Source organism: Roseovarius sp. THAF9 (genome assembly GCF_009363715.1).
GTDB lineage: Bacteria > Pseudomonadota > Alphaproteobacteria > Rhodobacterales > Rhodobacteraceae > Roseovarius.
This window is the reverse complement of sequence record NZ_CP045404.1, coordinates 1,678,948-1,698,423: the sequence shown is the minus strand read 5'-3', so window position 1 is coordinate 1,698,423 and position 19,476 is coordinate 1,678,948. Positions and strand designations below refer to the sequence as shown.

16 protein-coding genes, 1 tRNA gene and 1 pseudogene are annotated in these 19,476 nt (G+C 61.7%); 4 read left to right on the top strand and 14 right to left on the bottom strand.

The features are described from left to right. Window positions 1–5: 5 nt before the first annotated feature. Together FIU86_RS08360 and FIU86_RS08355 are read right to left on the bottom strand one after the other, a co-directional pair. Window positions 6–3,095 (bottom strand): efflux RND transporter permease subunit, encoded by a 3,090-nt coding sequence (locus FIU86_RS08360; protein ID WP_152474663.1) that lies wholly within the window; start codon window positions 3,093–3,095, stop codon window positions 6–8. Further along, complete coding sequence (locus FIU86_RS08355) at window positions 3,092–4,183, bottom strand: efflux RND transporter periplasmic adaptor subunit (RefSeq protein WP_152474662.1); 1,092 nt, start codon at window positions 4,181–4,183, stop codon at window positions 3,092–3,094. Before FIU86_RS08355 ends, FIU86_RS08360 begins: the two co-directional genes overlap by 4 nt. Window positions 4,184–4,492: 309 nt before the next feature. On the opposite strand from FIU86_RS08355, the gene FIU86_RS08350 reads away from it, so the two are divergent. After that, window positions 4,493–5,098 (top strand): response regulator transcription factor, encoded by a 606-nt coding sequence (locus FIU86_RS08350; RefSeq protein ID WP_152474661.1) that lies wholly within the window; start codon window positions 4,493–4,495, stop codon window positions 5,096–5,098. A 109-nt stretch (window positions 5,099–5,207) separates the two neighbouring features. Here FIU86_RS08350 and FIU86_RS08345 read toward each other — a convergent pair. The 4 genes and pseudogenes from FIU86_RS08345 to FIU86_RS08330 form a co-directional block, all read right to left on the bottom strand. After that, window positions 5,208–5,459 (bottom strand): annotated as a pseudogene (locus FIU86_RS08345) (IS3 family transposase); the annotation flags it as partial. 77 nt (window positions 5,460–5,536) lie between these two features. Further along, window positions 5,537–5,824 (bottom strand): DUF5681 domain-containing protein, encoded by a 288-nt coding sequence (locus tag FIU86_RS22695; RefSeq protein WP_216647209.1) that lies wholly within the window; start codon window positions 5,822–5,824, stop codon window positions 5,537–5,539. Next, the gene (locus tag FIU86_RS08335) at window positions 5,817–6,248 is read right to left on the bottom strand and encodes a DNA methyltransferase (protein WP_152474660.1); all 432 of its coding nucleotides are present in this window, start codon (window positions 6,246–6,248) and stop codon (window positions 5,817–5,819) included. The genes FIU86_RS22695 and FIU86_RS08335 overlap by 8 nt, the downstream gene beginning before the upstream one ends. Before the next feature lie 258 nt (window positions 6,249–6,506). After that, a complete protein-coding gene (locus FIU86_RS08330; RefSeq protein ID WP_172977470.1) occupies window positions 6,507–7,274 on the bottom strand; it encodes a ParB N-terminal domain-containing protein in 768 nt (255 codons plus the stop codon). A 321-nt stretch (window positions 7,275–7,595) separates the two neighbouring features. Here FIU86_RS08330 and FIU86_RS08325 point away from each other — a divergent pair, with 321 nt between their 5' ends. The 3 genes from FIU86_RS08325 to FIU86_RS08315 are packed head-to-tail and all read left to right on the top strand — an operon-like array spanning window position 7,596 to window position 9,888. Further along, window positions 7,596–7,835 carry a DUF3489 domain-containing protein gene (locus tag FIU86_RS08325; RefSeq protein ID WP_152474658.1) on the top strand — a complete coding sequence of 80 codons (240 nt, stop codon included), beginning with the start codon at window positions 7,596–7,598 and terminating at the stop codon, window positions 7,833–7,835. Further along, on the top strand, window positions 7,832–8,239 hold the full coding sequence (locus tag FIU86_RS08320) for a DUF2924 domain-containing protein (RefSeq protein ID WP_152474657.1): 408 nt from the start codon (window positions 7,832–7,834) through the stop codon (window positions 8,237–8,239). Before FIU86_RS08325 ends, FIU86_RS08320 begins: the two co-directional genes overlap by 4 nt. Further along, a complete protein-coding gene (locus FIU86_RS08315) occupies window positions 8,239–9,888 on the top strand; it encodes a recombinase family protein (protein WP_152474656.1) in 1,650 nt (549 codons plus the stop codon). The genes FIU86_RS08320 and FIU86_RS08315 overlap by 1 nt, the downstream gene beginning before the upstream one ends. Before the next feature lie 377 nt (window positions 9,889–10,265). Here the strand turns inward: FIU86_RS08315 and FIU86_RS08310 are convergent. The 8 genes from FIU86_RS08310 to FIU86_RS08275 form a co-directional block, all read right to left on the bottom strand. Beyond that, window positions 10,266–10,355, bottom strand: a tRNA-Ser gene (locus FIU86_RS08310). 58 nt (window positions 10,356–10,413) lie between these two features. After that, complete coding sequence (locus tag FIU86_RS08305) at window positions 10,414–12,906, bottom strand: DUF3772 domain-containing protein (RefSeq protein WP_254703975.1); 2,493 nt, start codon at window positions 12,904–12,906, stop codon at window positions 10,414–10,416. Beyond that, a complete protein-coding gene (locus FIU86_RS08300) occupies window positions 12,903–13,934 on the bottom strand; it encodes a cysteine synthase A (protein ID WP_152474655.1) in 1,032 nt (343 codons plus the stop codon). Before FIU86_RS08300 ends, FIU86_RS08305 begins: the two co-directional genes overlap by 4 nt. 57 nt (window positions 13,935–13,991) lie before the next feature. Beyond that, window positions 13,992–14,942, bottom strand: coding sequence for an NUDIX domain-containing protein (locus FIU86_RS08295; RefSeq protein ID WP_152474654.1), 951 nt, complete (start codon window positions 14,940–14,942; stop codon window positions 13,992–13,994). Between the two features lie 4 nt (window positions 14,943–14,946). After that, window positions 14,947–15,387: a TrgA family protein gene (locus tag FIU86_RS08290; RefSeq protein ID WP_152474653.1), complete on the bottom strand. Its 441-nt coding sequence runs from the start codon at window positions 15,385–15,387 to the stop codon at window positions 14,947–14,949. A gap of 8 nt (window positions 15,388–15,395) precedes the next feature. Continuing rightward, the gene (locus FIU86_RS08285; protein WP_152474652.1) at window positions 15,396–16,634 is read right to left on the bottom strand and encodes a cyclopropane-fatty-acyl-phospholipid synthase family protein; all 1,239 of its coding nucleotides are present in this window, start codon (window positions 16,632–16,634) and stop codon (window positions 15,396–15,398) included. A 59-nt stretch (window positions 16,635–16,693) separates the two neighbouring features. Further along, window positions 16,694–18,118 carry a deoxyribodipyrimidine photo-lyase gene (locus FIU86_RS08280; RefSeq protein ID WP_152474651.1) on the bottom strand — a complete coding sequence of 475 codons (1,425 nt, stop codon included), beginning with the start codon at window positions 18,116–18,118 and terminating at the stop codon, window positions 16,694–16,696. Between the two features lie 54 nt (window positions 18,119–18,172). Beyond that, window positions 18,173–19,399, bottom strand: coding sequence for an aminotransferase class V-fold PLP-dependent enzyme (locus tag FIU86_RS08275; protein WP_152474650.1), 1,227 nt, complete (start codon window positions 19,397–19,399; stop codon window positions 18,173–18,175). Between the last annotated feature and the right edge of the window lie 77 nt (window positions 19,400–19,476).

Sequence of the window (19,476 nt, the reverse complement as noted above, 5' to 3'; positions counted from 1 at the left end):
GCTGCCTACATCGCCGCGCGGGTCTGCGAAAGCTCTCGGTCTAGACGCTTTTCCAGGGTTCCCTGGGGCCGCGTGAAGCGTGCCAGCAGGTCGTAGAGCACGGGCGTTACCACGAGCATCAGGACCGCCGACAACGATAGGCCGGCGACGATCACCGTGCCGATGGCCTGTCGGCTTTCGGCGCCGGCGCCGGTAGCCATGACAAGGGGCAAGGCGCCGAGGATGGTCGAGACCACCGTCATGACGATCGGTCGCAGGCGCAGGGTGCCAGCGCGAATGACCGCCTCGCGGGTTTCAAGCCCGTCATTGCGCAGCTGGTTGGCGAACTCCACGATCAGGATGCCGTTCTTGGCGACCAGCCCGACCAAAAGGATGATCCCGATCTGGCTGTAAACATTGAGCGTGAGTCCCCCCAGCGCCATCGCATAGATCGCCCCGGCCAGTCCCGCCGGAACGGTCAGCATGATCGTGACCGGGTGCACAAAGCTTTCGAACTGGGCGGCAAGTACAAGGAACACGATCAGCAGCGACAGGGCAAGAACAAAGCCGACGCCCGCCGACGTGTCCTTGAAAGTACGCGACTGACCCTCGTACCCCAACTTGGCCTCGACCGGTAGGATATCCCGCGCGGCCGTTTCGATCGTGTCAAGCACGGTACCAAGCTGCGCGCCGGGTTCCAGAGCCCCGGAAAGCTGAACGGACGGCAGGCGATCAAAGCGTCGCAGGCTGGGGGCGGCGGCATTCTCTCGCAGATCGACCAGGGCCCCGAGCGGCACGAGTGTTTCGCCGTCGCCCGCCCGCACGAAGATATTGTCGATATCCGACGGCGTGTTCCGGTCGTCATCCTGCGCCTGAAGGATCACCGGGTACTCCCGGCCCCGGCTGACAAAGCCTGTGACCTCGCGCGAGGCCAGCAGCGTCTGCAAGGTACCGGCGATCGTTTCCACCGATATGCCAAGGTCATCCGCACGCGCGCGGTCGATCGTGACGTCGAGTTGCGGCAGATTCTGGTCGAAGTCGATCTCGGGATTGACCAGCCCCGGAATGGTCTCGGCTTCCGCTTGCAGGAGTTCGGCCCATTCCTTGACGCTCTCGAAATCCGGGCCACCGACGACCACCCGCACCGGGGTGGAGTTGCCGCGCAGGCCGAGACCGGCCGGCGTTACCGGAAAGCCACGGGCGATTGTCACGTCTCCCATCCGAGGTGCGATTTGGCCGACCACCTCTGAAACGGACATGTCACGTTCGTCCCAGGGGGCAAGGCGAAACACCACGAAAGACCGCCACGCCCGGTTACCCCAGCCGGTAAAGGTGAAAACCGTCTCGATCACGCCGGACTGGCGCAGTGGTTCCAAAATCCCCTCGACCTGCCGCGCGGCGATATCGGAATGCTCCACCGTGCTGCCCTGGGGCGCGGTCAGCGGCACGAATCCCACGCCGCGGTCCTCGCGCGGGGCAAGCTCGCGAGGGAGGCCCTCATAGAAGAGCGCAGCGCCCCCGGTCACGCTCAGAGCCACAGCAAGCACTACAAGTGGCGCTTGCACCGCGCGTTTCAGCAGCGCTTCGTACTTGCGTTGCGCCCATCCCAATTTGTCGGCGTCGTCTCCGGACACCCCGTCGCGCTGACGCAGCACCTTCGAGGCCAGCGCCGGGCAGGCGGTCAGGGCCACGAAGGTTGATATCGCCACCGTCCCAGCCATGACCCATCCGAACTCGACGAAAAGGCGCCCGACCTGTCCGGGCATGAACGACAGGGGCACGAAGACCGCCATCAAGGTCAGCGATGTGGCGATGACCGCAAACGTCACCTGACGCGCTCCGCGATAGCTGGCGGCAAGCGGACTCTCCCCCATCTCGATCCGGCGCTGGATGTTTTCCAGCACCACGATGGCGTCGTCGACCACAAGGCCAATAGCCAGAAGCAGCGCCAGCAGCGTCAAAGTGTTAAGCGAGAATCCCCAGGCGGAAATCAGGATGAAACAACCGATCAGGGACACGGGGATCGCAACGACGGGGATCAATGTTGCCCGGGGGCTGCGCAGGAATACGAGAATGACAAGAACCACCAGTGTAAGCGAGATACTGAGCGCGATAACCACCTCGCGGATCGAGGCTCCGACGAACAGCGCGTCATCCGATCCGACGATCAGTGTCATGCCCTGGGGCAAGGTTGGCGTGATCGCCTCGATCTCGGCGCGCACGGCCTGGGAAATGGCCAGGGTGTTCGACTTGCTTTGGCGCAGGACGGCGATGCCCACCGCGTCGGTCCCATCAGTGCGCACGATGGTGCTGTCATCGGCCACGCCCGGTTCGACCCTTGCCACATCACCAAGGCGCACGGGAAAGCCCGCCACACGATCCAGCACCACGTCGCGGAAATCCTCGATATTGCTCAGGCGGGAGTTCAACCGGACGGTCAATTGCCGGTCCTGCGATTTGACCTCGCCAGCCGGCAACTCGAGGTTGTTGCGCCTCAAAGAAGCTTCGACATCGGCCACCGTCAGCTTGCGCGCCGCCAGCGCACGCCGGTCAAGCCAGATGCGCACCGCGAAGGGGCGCTCGCCATAGATGTTCAGATCCGCCACGCCATCAACCGTGGCGATGCGGTCGGCGATGAAGCGGTCGATGTAATCGGTGATTTCGGCGGTCGTCATCCGGTCCGACGTCACGGCCAGCCGCATGACCGGGTCCGCGTCGGCGTCGGACTTGACCACTCGAGGTTCGCCGGCTTCTTCAGGCAGTTGCCCGGTAACCCGTCCGATGGCGTTGCGCACGTCATTGGCCGCGTTGTCCAGATCGCGCGAGGTCTCGAATTCCAGAGTGATGCGGCTGCGGCCCTGGCGCGATTCCGAACTGATCGAGCGCAGGCCGGTGATTGCGGCGACGGCGCCTTCCAGCGTTTCAGTGATATCGGTGTCGATCACCTCGGGAGCCGCGCCACGATACTCGGTCGTGATCGTGACCACGGCGTTGTCGACATCGGGCAATTCGCGCACGGGGATGCTCTGCACTGCCGCAAGGCCGAAGACCAAGATCAATAGACTGGCCACCGCTGCCAGAACCGGGCGGCGCACGGCGATGTCCGAGAGTGTCACGTATCGCCCTCCGACCCTTCAGAGGCCGGTTCGGTCGATTTAACCGTCACTTCAGCCCCATCGCGCAATCGGCCAAGCCCGCGTATCGCCACCTCCTCGCCCGGTTCCAGTCCGTTCAGAACTGCAACCTTGCCGGTTTGTCGCGCCCCGGTCTGCACGGGTTTTAGGGTGGCCGTACCGTCGGAAATGGCGAAAACATAGGTTTCGGCCGCCTGGAACACGATCGCCTCCTCCGGGACCACCAGCGCGTCGTCCTCGGAAAGCGTTAGCGTCAAAGACATGAACATGCCCGCCGGCAATAGGCCTTGTGGATTGGGGATAAGGGCACGCGCCCGAAACGCCCGCGACACCGGGTCGATCCGACTGTCCACGGCGTCGATCTGCCCTTCGAAGACCCGATCCTCGAAGGCCACGCTCTGCGCCTCGACCGGCATACCGCGGCGGACTTTCGCAAACAGGGTCTCGGGCAACGAGAATTCAAGCTCCACTTGGCTGAGGTCATCAAGTCGCGCGATCATGTCATTGCTCGTCACACGCGCGCCACGGTCGACTTCCGGCAAACCCAGAACGCCAGCAAAAGGCGCGATTATAGTCCGCTGGTCCAGCCTTTGTTGGGCGCGGTCCAACTGCGCTTCGGCCTCCGCCAGTCGCGCGACCGCTTCCTCCTGGGTGGCCTGGCTTACGGCGTTGGTGCTGCGCAATTGCTCGATCCGCTCCAGCACTTGGCGGCGCTCGACCAGCCGCGCCTTGGCTTCGGCCAAATCGGCGCGTTCTATCGCATCGTCCAGCCGGACAAGGACAGTGCCCTCTTTAACCCGGGCACCCGGCGTAATTGCCAGTTCCACAATGCGGCCGTCGGTTTCGGGCACAATCTGCACCGAATTGACAGCACGTGTCGTGCCCACGGCCTCGACGTTCTGGTAAATGCGCTCGGTTTCGGCCTGTGCCGTCTCGATGGTGACGGGGCCGGACCCGCGGATCTCTACCGCCTCTGCCGGAGGTGCAAGATAGGTCTCATAGCCCCAATAACCACCATAGCTGATCAGGCCCAGAAGGCCGATCAGCAATAATTGTTTGAATACGGACATCCGGCGGCTCCATCTCCCCGTCCCGCAGTGGCGTCACCACATCGGGCAGGTTGCCGTAGGTTAGATTAACCGCCCCGAATAGCAAGCGCACACACCCGTCCGAAGCGATACGCCGAACGAAGCTTGGGCCTGCCGGCCTTCACATATCCGTGAGCGCCGCGCGCGGGGATCCGGGCGCATGTGGCGCATTCGGTCATGGTAAACAATGGCGCGGCGCTTACGGATAGTGTAGAGAGGCTGTCGACCGTCGCTGCCCAGTCTGGGAGCACGGCGCGAAAGCAGCACCAATCGAGGGAAAGCTCTCGGCGCATGAACAGGATATTGCTGGCCGACGACCACGCTCTCGTCCTTGAAACAATTGTGTATTTCCTGACCCGCCAGGCCGGGTTCCAGGTGGAAAAAGCCGGATCGCTGCCCGAGGCTTTGAAGGTCAACGCAGAGAGAGGGCCGTTCAACCTGATCCTTCTGGACTACACAATGCCCGGGATGGATGCGTTGGCAGGGTTGACGCGGATGCGGGCGCAATCGGGATGTCCTGTGGCTATCCTGTCGGGTACCGCGCCGCCGGATATCGCGCGTCGGGCACTTCGGGCCGGCGCAGCGGGCTTTCTGCCGAAAACGCTCGACCCGGATCAGCTGGTTTCGGCGATAAATCAGATGCTGATCGGCGAAACCTATCTTCCTCAGCATTTCCGGAATGATGCGCCTGCAAGTGCAACTGCAACCCATCTGACCCCACGGGAGCAAATGGTTCTGCGCGGTGTCGCGGACGGCAAGCAAAATCGAGAGATTGCCCGCGAGTTGGACATTCAAGAGGTGACCGTGAAGCTGCACGTGAAGACCCTGTCGCGCAAGCTTGGCGCCCGCAACCGCACCCACGCCGCGATGTTGGCCCGTGACAAGGGGTTGCTGTAACGCAAAACCAAAGCGCGTTGCGGCCTGTCGAAATACAGCTAAGGTTCTTCGCCGTGGCACGTTAGCGACCATAACGTACTGGCCTGCCGCCGATTTCGTGGACGGCAACTTAAGCTTTCATAGCGTGCTCCTCAAAGGTCATGGGGCTTAGATAGCCGATGGTCGAATGACGACGCGTTGGGTTGTAAAACCGCTCAAAGTAATCGAACACATCGGCGCGTGCCTGTTTTCTGGCCCGGTAGGTTTTTCGCCTGACCCGCTCGGTTTTCAGCGAGGAGAAGAAGCTCTCCATTGCGGCGTTGCCCCGGACATTTCCGGATCTGCTCATCGAACAGGTCTTGCCGTGATCTGCCATCAGCCGCGCTTAAAATGGCTTTGATCTGATTCCTGCGGGCGTTGCGCGTCTCGTGGCGCAGGAATCGCTTATTTTCGGCCAACTTAGCCTGTGTAAGGCTCGCTGAGGCACTGAAGCCGTCCACCAGCATCAAGGTAAAGGTCTGCAAGGGCGTCAAAGCCGCCTATGGCATCCTCATGCGCGTCCAGTTCTTGGCGCAGCGCATCAAGGGACTGATTTGGCAGGCCGGTATCGTTCGCCAGCTCTTCGCGCAGCACCGAGGCGAAGCGCTCCTGCTCGGCCCGCCGTCCGGCCGGATTACCCGACTGACCCTTCCTGAATCTTCCACTCTCCGGCGGGCGGCCGTAGCCGACTTCATAGTCGTCAGGCATCGGCTTCCTCCTCATTAGGCGCAGGCAGAAGCTTTATCGAACGCCGCTCGGCGACTTGGGCAAAGGTCTCTCCGGTCGCTGCGTGTCGAACCTCGCGCCCGGTCAGGCTCATCCAGCGCCGTAGCGCCACGTCGACGTAGACCGGTTCGAATTCGACGCCGAGGCAGCGACGGTGCGCGGTCTCTGCCGCGATCAGCGTCCAGCCCGACCCAAGGAAACTGTCGATAACGACTTCACCGGGAGCGAAGACATCGAGAACGGCGTCGCGGATCATGGCCACCGGCTTGACGGTCGGGCGCACGGAGAAGTCATCCTGCTCGGTTTTGCCGCTAGTGGCGCCCCCGTACTCCCAGACATTAGACCGGTTACGGCCGTAGCGCCCGAGCTCAACGTTGTTGCGATGCGGTGCACCGGGCTTTCGCAAAACGTAGACAAGTTCGTGCTATGACCGATAGAGCTCACCCATTCCGGCGGCCGCCTTCACCTAAACCGCGAGGTTTATGGCCCCCAAACCCAATTCACGGATGGCCGCAAGGAGCTCCCCCTGATGCCTCCAGTCCATAAACACATAAGAGATCCCGCCCGGCTGCAAACTCGCAATCGAAGGGCTGAGACATGCCACCAAGAACGCGACAAACTCGTCAGGACTCATCTCGCCGGAGGCTTGCGCGAACTCCGCGTGTCAACCAGCAACCGTGCTGACATGGCCGTTCACCGGCACATTGTAGGGCGGGTCTGTGATGATCATCGCGGTTGTGCCTATGGATGTGGCGCAGGCAAGGCTGGCCAGATCCTGCGCGCGCCCGCAGGCAACCCTTTGGCCGTCCGCAATCCAGATTTCACCGAGCACTGTCACCGGATCGGTGCTGTCAGCAGCGGCGCAGTCGAGATCATCAAGCGGGTTGCGATCGTTAGCCTCGATCAACAGGTCCTGCAGCATGAGGTCGATTTCCGGAACCTCGAAGCCGGGGATTTCGTAGTCGCCGCTGAAATCGATGATGTCCTTGATCTCAAGACGCAGCGCATCAGCGTCCCACTCACCACTCTCCTGGAGCTTGTTGAGAGAAAGGGTCAGCCGATTGATTTCTACCTCGGGCAGCCCATCAACAAGGAGGCAGGGTAGTTTTTCGGCACCAAGGCGTTGCGCTGCGGTCAGGCGCGTATGCCCATCGACTACCTCGTACCGGTCACCGCAGGATTTGCGTCGCACCAGCAGCGGAATCCGGAAACCGAACCGCTCGATGGATCGCAAGACCGCATCTTCTTGTGCCTTCAACGCGCGCCTTACGCGGCGCGGCTTCGCATTGATGTTGTTCACGGCAATCCAGAGCAGAGCTAAGGACGGAAAGAGATCGTTTCGGTCGGTGTGTGACTGAGAGACCGGCTCGTCGTTGTGCGCGACATGGTCGCCAGATTTGTTGCGTAATTTCTTTTTCGAATTCGTCTCCACCTTTGTATCAAGGACCAGATCGGTGGAGCGAGAAAACCCAAGAATTCCACCGCAACCACCGCCGACCGCTGTGGAAACGGAAGACTACTCTACAGGGTCTTCCTCTTTCTCATAGCTCGCTTCGAAAATACATTCGAAGTCAACCATACGCTATTGAAAAGGTTGACGAACGCGCCACTGTCTTTTGGAAGCATGTTCCGTCGAATTCATTGGACATCCGCGCCGAACAGAGCGTCATTTATCACGCGCCCGGATCGACGCCCGGACTTTCCTCGGTGACGGCGCTGCCTCCTACGGCGCCGCGCAACAGAGGAGAAATTCATGACAAACGCTAGGACCAGCAAGCCCGCGACTAAGACCGCGCTCGTCCGCAAGCTGCTCTCGCGCAAGGCCGGCGCGGATCTGCCGGCACTTGAGACAGCGACGGGCTGGCAACCGCATTCAGTGCGCGCCGCACTTAGTGGAGTGCGCAAGGCGGACTACACCATCGACCGCCTTCCCCCGAAGACGAATGGCGGTCCGGCGATCTACCGCATCACCGGATCGCCGGAGAAAGCATGACCTTGCCCAATGTGGACCAGATCGAGACCATGGACCGGGCGGCGCTCATTGCGGTCTGGAACACCCTCTTCGAGGAGCCCGTTCCGAAGAGTCTCAGCCAATACTTCCTGCGGCGCATCCTGGCATTCGAGATCCAGGCCCGCAGCTACGGCGGTCTGCCCAAGGGGTTTCTGGCCGATCTCGAACGCTGCGTGGCGGGGCGTTCCACAGCCGCCGCGCCGACGCTCAGGCCCGGTGGTCGCCTGCTTCGTGAATGGAACGGCGTGACGCACGCAGTCGAGGTCACCGAGAGCGGCTACCTCTGGAAAGCCACACCCTACAAGTCCCTCTCATCGGTCGCCCGTGCAATTACCGGGGCACGTTGGTCCGGTCCGCGGTTTTTCGGCCTCAAGGGAACGCACTGATGGCGGCGCCCCGGATTTGCTGCGCGATCTACACGCGCAAATCATCGGACGAAGGGCTCGAGCAGGGATTCAATTCGCTGGACGCCCAGTACGAAGCCTGCGCGGCTTATATCGCAAGTCAAAGACATGAGGGTTGGATCCTGGCGAGGGAACGCTTTGACGATGGCGGGATCTCCGGCGGCACGCTCGAGCGCCCTGCCCTGCAACGCCTGCTGCAGGAGATCGAGGCCGGGCGCATCCGCATGGTCGTGGTCTACAAGATCGATCGTCTCACCCGATCGCTGGCGGATTTCGCCAAGCTGGTGGAACGACTGGACCAGAAGGACTGTTCCTTCGTCTCGGTCACCCAGGCCTTCAACACGGCCACGTCCATGGGGCGGCTCACGCTCAACGTGCTGCTCTCCTTTGCCCAGTTCGAGCGCGAGGTGACCGCCGAACGAATCCGCGACAAGATCGCCGCCTCCAAGAAACAGGGCCTCTTGATGGCCGGGGTGCCCCCGCTAGGCTACGATCCCCACCCGGATCCCAACACGCGAGAACTGGTGGTCAATGCGGCCGAGGCGGAAACGGTGCGCACCCTCTTCGATCTCTACAACATACACGGCAAGATCAACGCGGTGGCGCGAGCGGCGGACGATAGAGCCCTGCGTTCCAAGCGACATCGCTTTGCCTCCGGTAGGGAACAGGGTGGCGGGCATCTTTCCACCGGCCAGATCTACAAGATCCTCACCAACCATGTCTATCGCGGACAGATCCGTCACAAGGACCTTGTCTGGCCGGGACGGCACAAAGCGATCATCGACGAGGACCTCTGGATCCAGAACAAGCTGCAAGCGGCTACAAGACGAAAGCGCGGGCGTAAGACCAATGCGGAGGCCGCGCTGCTCACCGGCAAGTTGCGGGACGAGACCGGCGACCGGCTGACCCCGACCCACTGTATCAGGAAGGACACGCCACATTGCTACTATGTCTCGAACCGGCTGATCTCGCGTGGGCCCGATCCCACCGGCTGGCGGCTGCCGGGTCGCAAGCTCGAAGCCATCGTCGCCACCACCATCGTTGATCATATCGCCGGCGCCACGATGGAGCACCGGCTTCGCGACACACCGGATCTCCGTGCGGATCCGAATCTCCTGCGGGCGGCACGGGACCTGGCGCACAGGTTGCGGGCGCGGGACCCGAAGCCGCTCCGGCGTGTGCTTCTCGGCGGCAGCATCGCACCGCGCGAGATCCGGCTTGATCTCGATCCATCCGTTTTGTCCGACGCTCTACAGATCCCTGTCGCAGACCTCGCGCCGCATCTTACCAGCATTGTCGCGCCAATCGGTCTGCGCCGGCGCGGTGTCGAGGCCAAGCTGGTCGTTGGCACTGCCGCGCCCACGCCCGATCCGGTGCTGCTGCGCACGCTCGCCGAGGCGCATCGCTGGACCGCCGCTTTGCATGCCGGTACGCCGCTGTCGCAGATCGAAAAAAATACCGGGCATCACGACTCCTTTATCCGCACCCGTACTGCGTTGGCTTTCCTCTCCCCGAGGCTCCAGGTCGCCATCCGGGATGGCACCCTTCCGCCCGCGCTCACGCTCCGGCAGATTCTGCGCATGAAGATCCCGCTCGACTGGCGCAAACAGGAAGACCTTTTCGGAGTGTGAGTCAGTGTGGCAAGCAGCACGTGCAAAGATTTTCCGCATGAGATCTCGCAGTCCCTGCAAAGCGCACGAAATTCCCTGCATATTCCCTGCTCACGCGCGCAGGGAATTGCCCCGTAAGCCGCGGATCCCAATAAGATAATCAGCGACGCTAGGCGCATTTCCAACTAAAATTCAGAAAAATTCCCTGCAAATTCTCTGCTGGCAGGGAAATTTGGCCAAAACCGAACCTGCTGATGCGGCCTTCAGAGACACATGCCCGCATGGCCCGCGTTTCTGTCTCTAGGAGGCGTCTCTGGGTTGGCGACAAGGCTGCAAAGCCCGGAAATCAGGGGCGGATATTCGGAGTATTTCCGTTCATTTTCAATATGATAGGTCGGTGGCGGAGAGACAGGGATTCGAACCCTGGAGACGGTTTCCCGCCTACACGCGTTCCAGGCGTGCGCCTTCGACCACTCGGCCACCTCTCCGGTCTGGCCTCTTTATCGCTAGCGATCATGCCAGTTCAAGAGCTTTCTTGCGCATCACTCAGCGGCCGTCGCCTGCCGCTCCGCTGTCGCCGGCGGCATCCCCGTCCATGTCCGGTGGTTCGTCGCGCTGGCGCGGCAAGCTGGCGGCCGGCGCGGTGCCCGGCAAGGGCGTTTCTGCGTCATCGCCTCCGGCTTTGCCGGCATTACCGCCCAGCACTTCGGCGTTGCGAAGCCAGATGTCGCGCTGCGCAAACGGTATTTCGATTCCGGCTTCCGCAAACCGGCTGGCGATCTCGTGGTTCATTTCCGAATGCACCGACAGAACGTAGTTCACGTCTCGCAGTATAGCCCGGATCTCAAAATCCAGCGCGTCAGCCCCGAAACCGCGGAACACCACCGCCGGTGGCGGATTCAGCAGGACAAGCGGATGTGCCTCGGCAACCTCTTGCAGGATTCCCTCGACCATTTTCGTATCCGTGCCATATGCCACGCCGACCGGAACGATCAGGCGACCCACGGTATTGCCACGAGTATAGTTCGTGACCCGTCCCGACACGAGGTCGGCATTGGGCACAATCACGTCAGAGCGATCGAAGGTCTGGATGATGGTCGAACGCACCGAGATGTCCTTGACGTTGCCGTGCACGCCGCCCACCTCGATCCAGTCGCCTTCGGAGATGGGCCGTTCGACAAGAAGGATGATGCCGCTTACGAAGTTCGACACCACGTTTTGCAGGCCGAACCCGATACCGACCGAAAGCGCGCCCGCAACATAGCCCAACGCCGTGAGGTCGATGCCCGCGCTCGTGATGGCGATGACCGCGGCCAGGAAAATCCCGATATATCCGACACCGGACAGGATCGCGTTACGGCCTCCCGGATCGATCTTGGTCTTCGGCAGGATCGTGTTCTTGAGAGCACCCTGAAGAAGCCGTGTCGCGGTGTATCCCAGCACGAACACAAAGGCGAGCGTGAGGAAGATCATTGGCGAGATGCGCGTCTCGCCGATCATGAAGCCTTCCGCCGCGCGGGCGTAAAGCTCGGTCAAATCCGCGACGCGCGCGCCCCAGATCAGGGCGAAGACCGGTAAGGAGAGAAGGACGAGAACCACTCCGATCAGGATCGGGATCAGGGATTCGGCCGCGCCCGCGCGGTTTCGCGTCACAAGTACGTAGACTTCGACCACGACCCTTTGCAGCACCAGCAGCATCGTCAGCAGCTGGATCGAGCCCAGCGAGGGATAAAGCAGCGCTTGCGCTAGCCTGAAGTAACCGACCGCGCCCAATACCGGCACCACTATGGCCAGCGCAGCCATCAGAAAGGCCAATATTCCGGTCATGCGAGAGCGATAGGTTTCCTCGCCATCATCCTCCACGTCGGCACGTACGTGTTCCCGCAAAAGCCTCGAGATACGCAAAAGCAGCAGGCTGCAAAGCACCATCAGGGGAAACAGGATCACAACCGAGGCTGGTTGGCTCCACTGCAAGATTTCGCCAACCTGCTGTAGAAAGAAGCTGCCCGATGCCACAGCGCCCAGAAGCATTCCGTAGAATCGACCCTTGCGGCGACTCTCGGGCGACAGATTCAGTGGCAGCGTGCGGGCCTCTTTTGCGGGAAACACGCGCGAGGCCAGCCACCGCGCCAACAGAAAGGTAAAGACCAGCGGGCCGAGAACGTCCAGTATCTGACTGCTGCGCAACCCGATCAAGCCGGTGCTGGAGGCCGCCTCGATCAGGAAATAAACGCCGAAAAGCGGTAGGAACAGGGTGCCCATCGACACGATGAAGCCAATGATCCATCGCGCCGCGCCCGGGTTTTCGCCCAGAATCCTGCGGTTCAGCTTGTGAGTCCACTTGCGCCCTCGCGCCAGCAGCACCAGTCCGATCACAAACATAACCAGCAAGGCCGGAATATCTTGCATGGTCTCTTCGCGCTGGACCTGGTTGGCCCAGGCGGTCGTCGCCTCTGATCGCAGAGTCGTAGCGGTCTGCGCGAGCGCGGCGAAACCTTCCGGCCAGTGAACCGGATTGAGCGGGGACGCGCCAAACTCCAGGATTTCCCGGGTCTGTCGCTCACGGATGATGGTGTCGATCCCCTGAATCAGCCCGTCGGCCCTGGTAAATGACAGTTCAGCTTGGCGTACCGGCTCTCGCAGACGTGCAAGCCGGTCTTCCAGAAGGGCGCGCTCCGCCGCGATCTCGTCGCGTTCTGTCTCGCCCTCTGCCGGCGCCGGACCGAGCGCTTCCAGTTGCCGCTGTGCGGTCTCAATCGCGTTGCGATTGATGTCCTGGGCCTCGAGGAACCGCTGCCGCCAGTCGGCCAGCTCGCGGCGCAACGCTTCCAGTGCGTTGGTCGAGGCGCGGCCGGTTTCGATGGCTTCATCGGCCCTTGTCGCCACGCGCGTCCAAGCTTCGTAATCCGGCAAGTTGTCGGGTGCCTGCGATTGCGCTGTTGCAGGCGAAGCGGTCGATACGAGTGCCGTCGTCAGCCCTGCCCCGTAGCCGGCCATCAAAAGAACCAGTACGGCCAGACAGCGCAGCACTCTCATCATTCGACAAACACCCCGGGTATGCTGCGCGGCGCCTCGGACAGCCAATCTGGCGTCGGAAGGTTCTTCTCGCGCAGGAACTCCGGATTGAACAGTTTCGATTGGTATCGCGTGCCATAGTCGCAAAGCACCGTCACGATGGTATGCCCCGGCCCCATGTCGCGGGCCATTCGGATCGCACCAGCGATATTCACGCCGGTGGACGCACCCATGCACAGGCCTTCATGCTCCAGCAGGTCGAACACGATCGGCAACGCTTCCTCATCGGGAATCTGGTAGGCGAAATCGGGCGTGAAGCCTTCTAGGTTGGCGGTGATCCGCGCCTGGCCGATTCCTTCGGCGATGGAACTGCCTTCGGCTTCAAGTTCGCCCGTGGTGTAGTAAGAGTAAAGCTTTGCACCCATCGGATCCGCAATACCCATTTTGACACCCTTGGACTGCAGCGCCATTGCCACGCCTGCCAGAGTTCCCCCGGAGCCGCAGGCGCAGATGAAACCGTCGACCTTGCCACCGGTCTGCTCCCATATCTCGGGGCCGGTTGTCTCGACATGGGCCTGACGGTTGGCGGTGTTGTCGAACTGGTTGGCCCAGATCACGCCTCTCTCCGAGGTCTCGGCCAGTTTCTGAGCCAGGCGCTCGGAATAGCGCACAAAGTTATTGGGGTTGCTGTAAGGGGCCGCCGGCACCTGAACCAGTTCCGCGCCCGCCAGCGTTAGCATGTCTTTCTTTTCCTGGCTCTGCGTCTCGGGGATCACGATCACCGTCTTGAAGCCCATCGACGCGCCCACCAGCGCAAGACCGATGCCGGTGTTCCCGGCCGTTCCCTCGACAATCGTACCACCCGGCTTCAGGTCGCCACGCGCCATTGCGTCTGTGATGATCGCCAACGCGGCACGGTCCTTGACCGATTGGCCAGGATTAAGGAACTCGGCCTTGCCATAGATATCACAGCCAGTCTCTTCGCTGGCTTTACGCAGTTTGATGAGAGGGGTGTTTCCGACCGCGTCGGCCAGATCCTTGGCGATCCGCATCGCTGAGGCTCCTTAAATCAGCATTCGAAATCTGATTAAGGCCGAAACGCCATGAACTCAAGCGGATGCGGTCAGCCGTGGGCGTTCCCGTTCAAGCCAGAGCAGCAGTGCAAACAGAGGGCCGATGTTGACTTCGCCAGTGCGGACCATGTCCATTGCCTGATCAAAGCGAATGACGTGGCGGCGCAGATCTTCGTGTTCGACATCCAGCCCGCCATGGCTTTGCCCGCGGTCAGGCAGATCGCACAGACCCACATAGCAGTGAAACATTTCGGTCGAACAGCCGGGCGAGCAATAATGCGAGGAGACATGCTCAAGCTGCGAAAGAGCAAGATCGGCCTCCTCCCTGCACTCACGGCGCGCGGTCTCTTCCGGTGTCTCACCCGCATCTACGCGGCCCGCCACGGGTTCCAAGACCCAAGGGTATGGATCGCCGCGTCCAAAAGGCCCCATACGGAACTGCTCGATCAGCAGGATTCGGTCGCGCAGGGGGTCATAGGGCAGCACGATGGCCGCATCGGTGGCGACGAAAACCTCGCGCGATAGAGCAGCACTCATCCTTTCGTCGAATTGCGGATGGCATAAACGATAGCTGCGCGTCAGGAAGAAACCTTCGTGCGGTGTGTCGAGCGACACGACCTCGACCTCGTCGGACCGCAATGGGCTGCGCTGGGTCACCGGGGCCGGATTGCGCGCGGCCGCCGAACGAGCGGCGGCCCGCGACAGGATCATCTGACGACGCGGCTCAAGATCCTGCGCCGAAAGCCTCCCGAAGTATCCCATAATTTCGGGCGCGGCATGTTCATAAAGAGCCACATCCGACGGCGCACCAGAGCAAAGCACGGTGCCATGTTCCGTCGTCTTGCACGGCAAGCCTGCAACCCTCGCGAAGAACACAGCTCGGGCCGCTGCCTGCCCTTCCAGATTGCCCGAGCTGACGTCCCCGGCCCCGAGACATCGCAACAAACCGTTCGTCCAGATCGGACCTTTCAGCGTGACGCGTCCCATACGGTCAGCGCCAGCGCCGCGCGACCCATTCCGACACGAGGCCGATCACGATCCCTCCGCCCACAAGCAGAACGATCAGCGGGATGTGCCACATGGTGAACAGGTAATCGATACCAAGCTCGAAAATCGCGATGATCCCTTCAACCGGTCCGTCATAGCGATTTTCCAGCGCGAGGCGCAGCATCTCGTTGAAGCTTTGCAGAAAAAGCGCCCAAAACACCATCGCACCCACGCCGGTCAAGCCTGCGCCGATCGCGTTGCTGTATCCGTAGTTAAGCCTTGAGCCAATGACCACCCAGCCCATCAACAGACCAAGCGCCACATTCACCTCGTTGAACCAGCCGAACCCGGTACCTTCGGGCATGAGCGGGCGAAACATCTCGGAGGCATACCAGGCAAGGATCGCCATCAATATGGCGGCGACGCCTCGACCGGTTGTCGGCATACTATCGGTTACGGGCATTCCTCTGCGGGCCTCGCGATTGTGATCTGTGTCACATCGCAGTTACCCGCATGAAACGCTGCCGCACAAGAGGTCAGGTAAAAATTCCACATCCGGCGAAAGCGTTCGTCAAAGCCCATCTCGGCAATCTGCTCCCACTTTTCGTTGAACGTGTCGTGCCAGCGGCGGAGCGTCTGACTGTAACTTTCACCGAACTCGATGGATTGCCGGACGAGAAGGCCGGCTTTCTCGACTTGTGCCCTGAGGGCTGCGGGGCTGGGCAGCATGCCTCCCGGGAAAATGTACTTCTGGATAAAGTCGACATCCCTGCGATACGTCTCGAAACGCTCATCACCCACGGTGATGATCTGAAGCGTCGCCTGCGCGCCGGGCTTGAGGCGGTCATGTACCGTGTCAAAGTAGACCGGCCAATACCGCTCGCCCACAGCCTCGAACATCTCGATACTGGCGATGCCGTCATACAGCCCGTTCTCGTCACGATAATCCTGAAGCTTGAACGTCACGAGCTCGGAAAGCCCCGCCTTTTCAATCCGCTCTTGGGCATACTTGAACTGTTCTTCACTTATGGTCAGGCATGTGACGCGCAGCCCTCGCTGGCCCGCCGCATATTCTGCGAACCCACCCCATCCACAGCCGATCTCCAGCACGTGGTCGCCCGCAGCAGCACCCATCTGATCGACCATTGAGGCGTATTTCGCCGTCTGCGCCGCCTCTAGGCTCTCCTGCCCTCTCTCGAAGATGGCGCTGGAATAGGTCATGGTGTCGTCCAGCCAAAGCCGGTAAAAATCATTGCCCAAATCGTAGTGATAGCTGATGTTGCGCCGCGCCTGCTTTCGGGTATTGCGCTGGAACCAGAAGCGCAGCTTTTCGTAAAGCTCAACCAACTTCTGCCCCGGATAGCCGTTGTACATGTCGTCATTGTCGCTGTTGACGAGGTCCATGAAGGCCTGAAGGTCCGGCGTGGTCCACCATTCATCGAGGTAGGCGTCGCAAAAGCCAAGGTACCCCTCGCGCAGCATCCGCGAGAACAGCTCGTCATTGTGAATGTCGATGCGCGCCACCGGCCCCGGCCCCGCCCCCTCGGCGCGAAACACCCGGCCATCGTCCAATCCGATGTCCAATCGGCCATGCTGAAGCGTCCGGGCCACTGCAAACATCCGCGCGAAATAACGTGGAAGCCCGGTCTGGCCGTCAGTGTCAGTCAATACGCTCTCGGTGGCAGAAGACATCACTGTGCCGCCATCCGGAGTAGGTACGCGGGCGGTGCCCAAAGGTGTTCTCAGTGCTTTCAAAACGGTCTCGCTTCATACGCTTCCAATGCGCGTTGCCGACCTTCGGAGAGGCCGATCACACGCTCAGGATACTCGTTATCGGGTTGAATGGTCCAACTGCGAGGCATGGCCTCGAAATAGCTTAGCGCGGTTTTGGTGGGCTGACTGTACCCCTCGGCGATCCAGCGGCGCCGATAGGCGCCGTCGGGGTCGAACTTGTCCAGTTGCGTCTCGGGGTTGAAGACACGGAAATAGGGGGTGGCGTCCGGGCCGCTGCCCGCCGCCCATTGCCAGCCCATGGCGTTCGATGCCACATCCCAGTCCGTCAGGCAGTCGTCGAACCAGGCCTGTCCCACTTTCCAGTGGGTCATCAGATGCTTCGTCAGGTAGCTGGCCACGATCATCCGGGCCCGGTTGTGCATCTTGCCGGTCACGTACATTTCGCGCATGGCGGCATCGACGAAGGGCTCGCCGGTGCGGCCCTGTTTCCAAGCCTTGACCTCGGCGCGGCGCTCGTCCTCGTTCCAGGGGAAAGCATCCCACTCCTCGCGCCAGTTGTCGTCCTTGATGCGTGGGGTGTGATAAATCAGGTGGTAGGCGAACTCGCGCCAGACCAGTTCCTGAAGCCAGGTCTCGGCACTCTTGCCGCCGCCTTCGTGAAGCGCGCGTTGCCCGGCGTGCCAGCATTGCGCCGGGGAAATCTCGCCATAGGTCAGGTTCTCGGACAGGCCCGATGTGCCGTCCTCAGCCGGAAAATCACGGTTCTTCTTGTAGTCGCCGATTGCGTGACCAGTGAACCAACCCAGACGGCCATGTGCCGCCTCCTCGCCCACGCGCTGGTGCGCCAGGCAGACCTCTGCACCACGGTCCATCGCCGCGCCCATCTTCCAGTCGTCCAGCGCGTCACTTTCGGGCCAACTCTCCGGCGCCGGAATTTTGGAGGGGGCCGACAAGGGCGCGTCTACCTCGCGGTCCCGCACGGCGCGCCACATCGGAGTATAAACTTTGTAGAACCCGCCGGCCTTGGTTTCGACCGTCCACGGCTCAAACAGCAGATGGCCGGTATTGCTTTCAGCCTCAATATCCGCGTCCTTCAGCGCCGCTTTAACCGTCTTGTCGCGCTCGATCGAGTCCGGGTCATAGGCGCGGGACCAGAATACCGCCCCTGCCCCGCTCTTACGCGCAAGGTCGAGCAGGATATCGGCAGGATTGCCCGAACGGAACACGATCTGGCTGCCTTTGTCGCGCAGCCTTTTATCAAGGTCGGCCAGCGACAGACCCAACCGCCACTTTGGCGCGGCGCCAAGATCGTCCACCAGTTTGTCACGAATGAACACCGGGATCACCGGCCCACCCCGTTCGATCGCGGCGGTCAGGGCCGGATGGTCCGAAAGCCGCAGGTCGCGGCGCAGCCAAAGGATGGTCGGTGTCGTGTCGCTCATGTGCTCGGCGCCCCCCGTCAGTAAGGGGCTATACGGCCTGCAAGTCCCCGCGGATCAAAGACAAGTTTCCAAAGCCTCCAGAAGACTGTCGACTTCGGTCTTGTTCGTGTAGTGAACGAAGCTAAGCCGTAACACGCCCTTGTCCAGATCAATCCCCATCGCCTGTAACGGGCGTGCACCGTAGAAATCGCCCCCGCCGGCCATGAGACCGTGTTCGGCCAACCGCGCCGCCATTTCGGCCCCCGCTCCGGGCAGTTCCACGGCCACTGTGGGCGCCTTGAGGGAGGCATCGCGGGGCCCGATCAGGCGTAAGGTGTTCTTTTCGGCCAGGTAGTCGAGCAAAGGTTGCAGGAGTTCGGTCTCGTGGCCGCGCATCAGGTCATGCACACCGCTTGTCCGTCCGGCCGCATCGCCGGTGATGCCGTGATGCTCGGCAAGGGCATCGTAATAGTCCGCCATCCCCGCGCAGGCGGCCACTTGCGCGTGATCCGGACCGGCGGGTGTGAACCGCTTGTAAAGGTTGTCGGCGTTGAACCAATGCGCCTGGTTCGGCAACATCTGTCCAAGTTCGCGGCGGATGACCATCACACCCTGGTGCGGACCATAGGTCTTGTAGGCCGAGAAAAGGTAGATATCGGCACCAAGATCGCCCACGTTGACGAAGCCGTGCGGCGCATACGACACCCCATCGACACAGACGAACGCTCCGGCGGCATGGGCGGCGGCGGTGATCTCGACCACCGGATTAACCGCCCCCACGATGTTGGAACAATGCGGAAAGCAGACCAGTCGCACGCTCTCGTCCAGAAGGTCTTCCAGGTCATCGAGGCGCAGAAGGCCCGTCTCGGGGTCAATCCGCCACTCACGCACATCGATCCCTGCGTCGCCCAGCCGCCGCCAGGGGCCGGAATTGGCTTCGTGATCCTGGTCGGTGACGATGATCGCGTCGCCCGGTTTCATCCATTGGCGGAATGCCTGCGCCAGGACATAGGTGTTCTGCGTCGTGGAGGGCCCGAAGCTCAGCTCGTCGGTCTCGACACCCAGCATCGCGGCCAGTCGGGTGCGGGCCTCGTCCATTTCCTCGCCGCCAAGGCGACTGGCTTCATACGGGCCGTAGGGCTGAACCTTTCGCTGGCGGTAGAAACGCGTCAGCCGGTCGATCACCGGGGCGCATGTGTAGGACCCGCCCGCGTTCTCGAAGAACGCCTGTCCCTTCAGGCTTGGTTCCGCGAAGGCGGGAAACTGCGCCCGTACGAAATCGATGTCCAATGCCCCGCTCATTCCGGCTCTCCCTTCCGTTGGCCGTCACAAAACAGCAAAGCCCCCCGGGGTGCAAGAACCCGGGGGGCTTCGTTTTG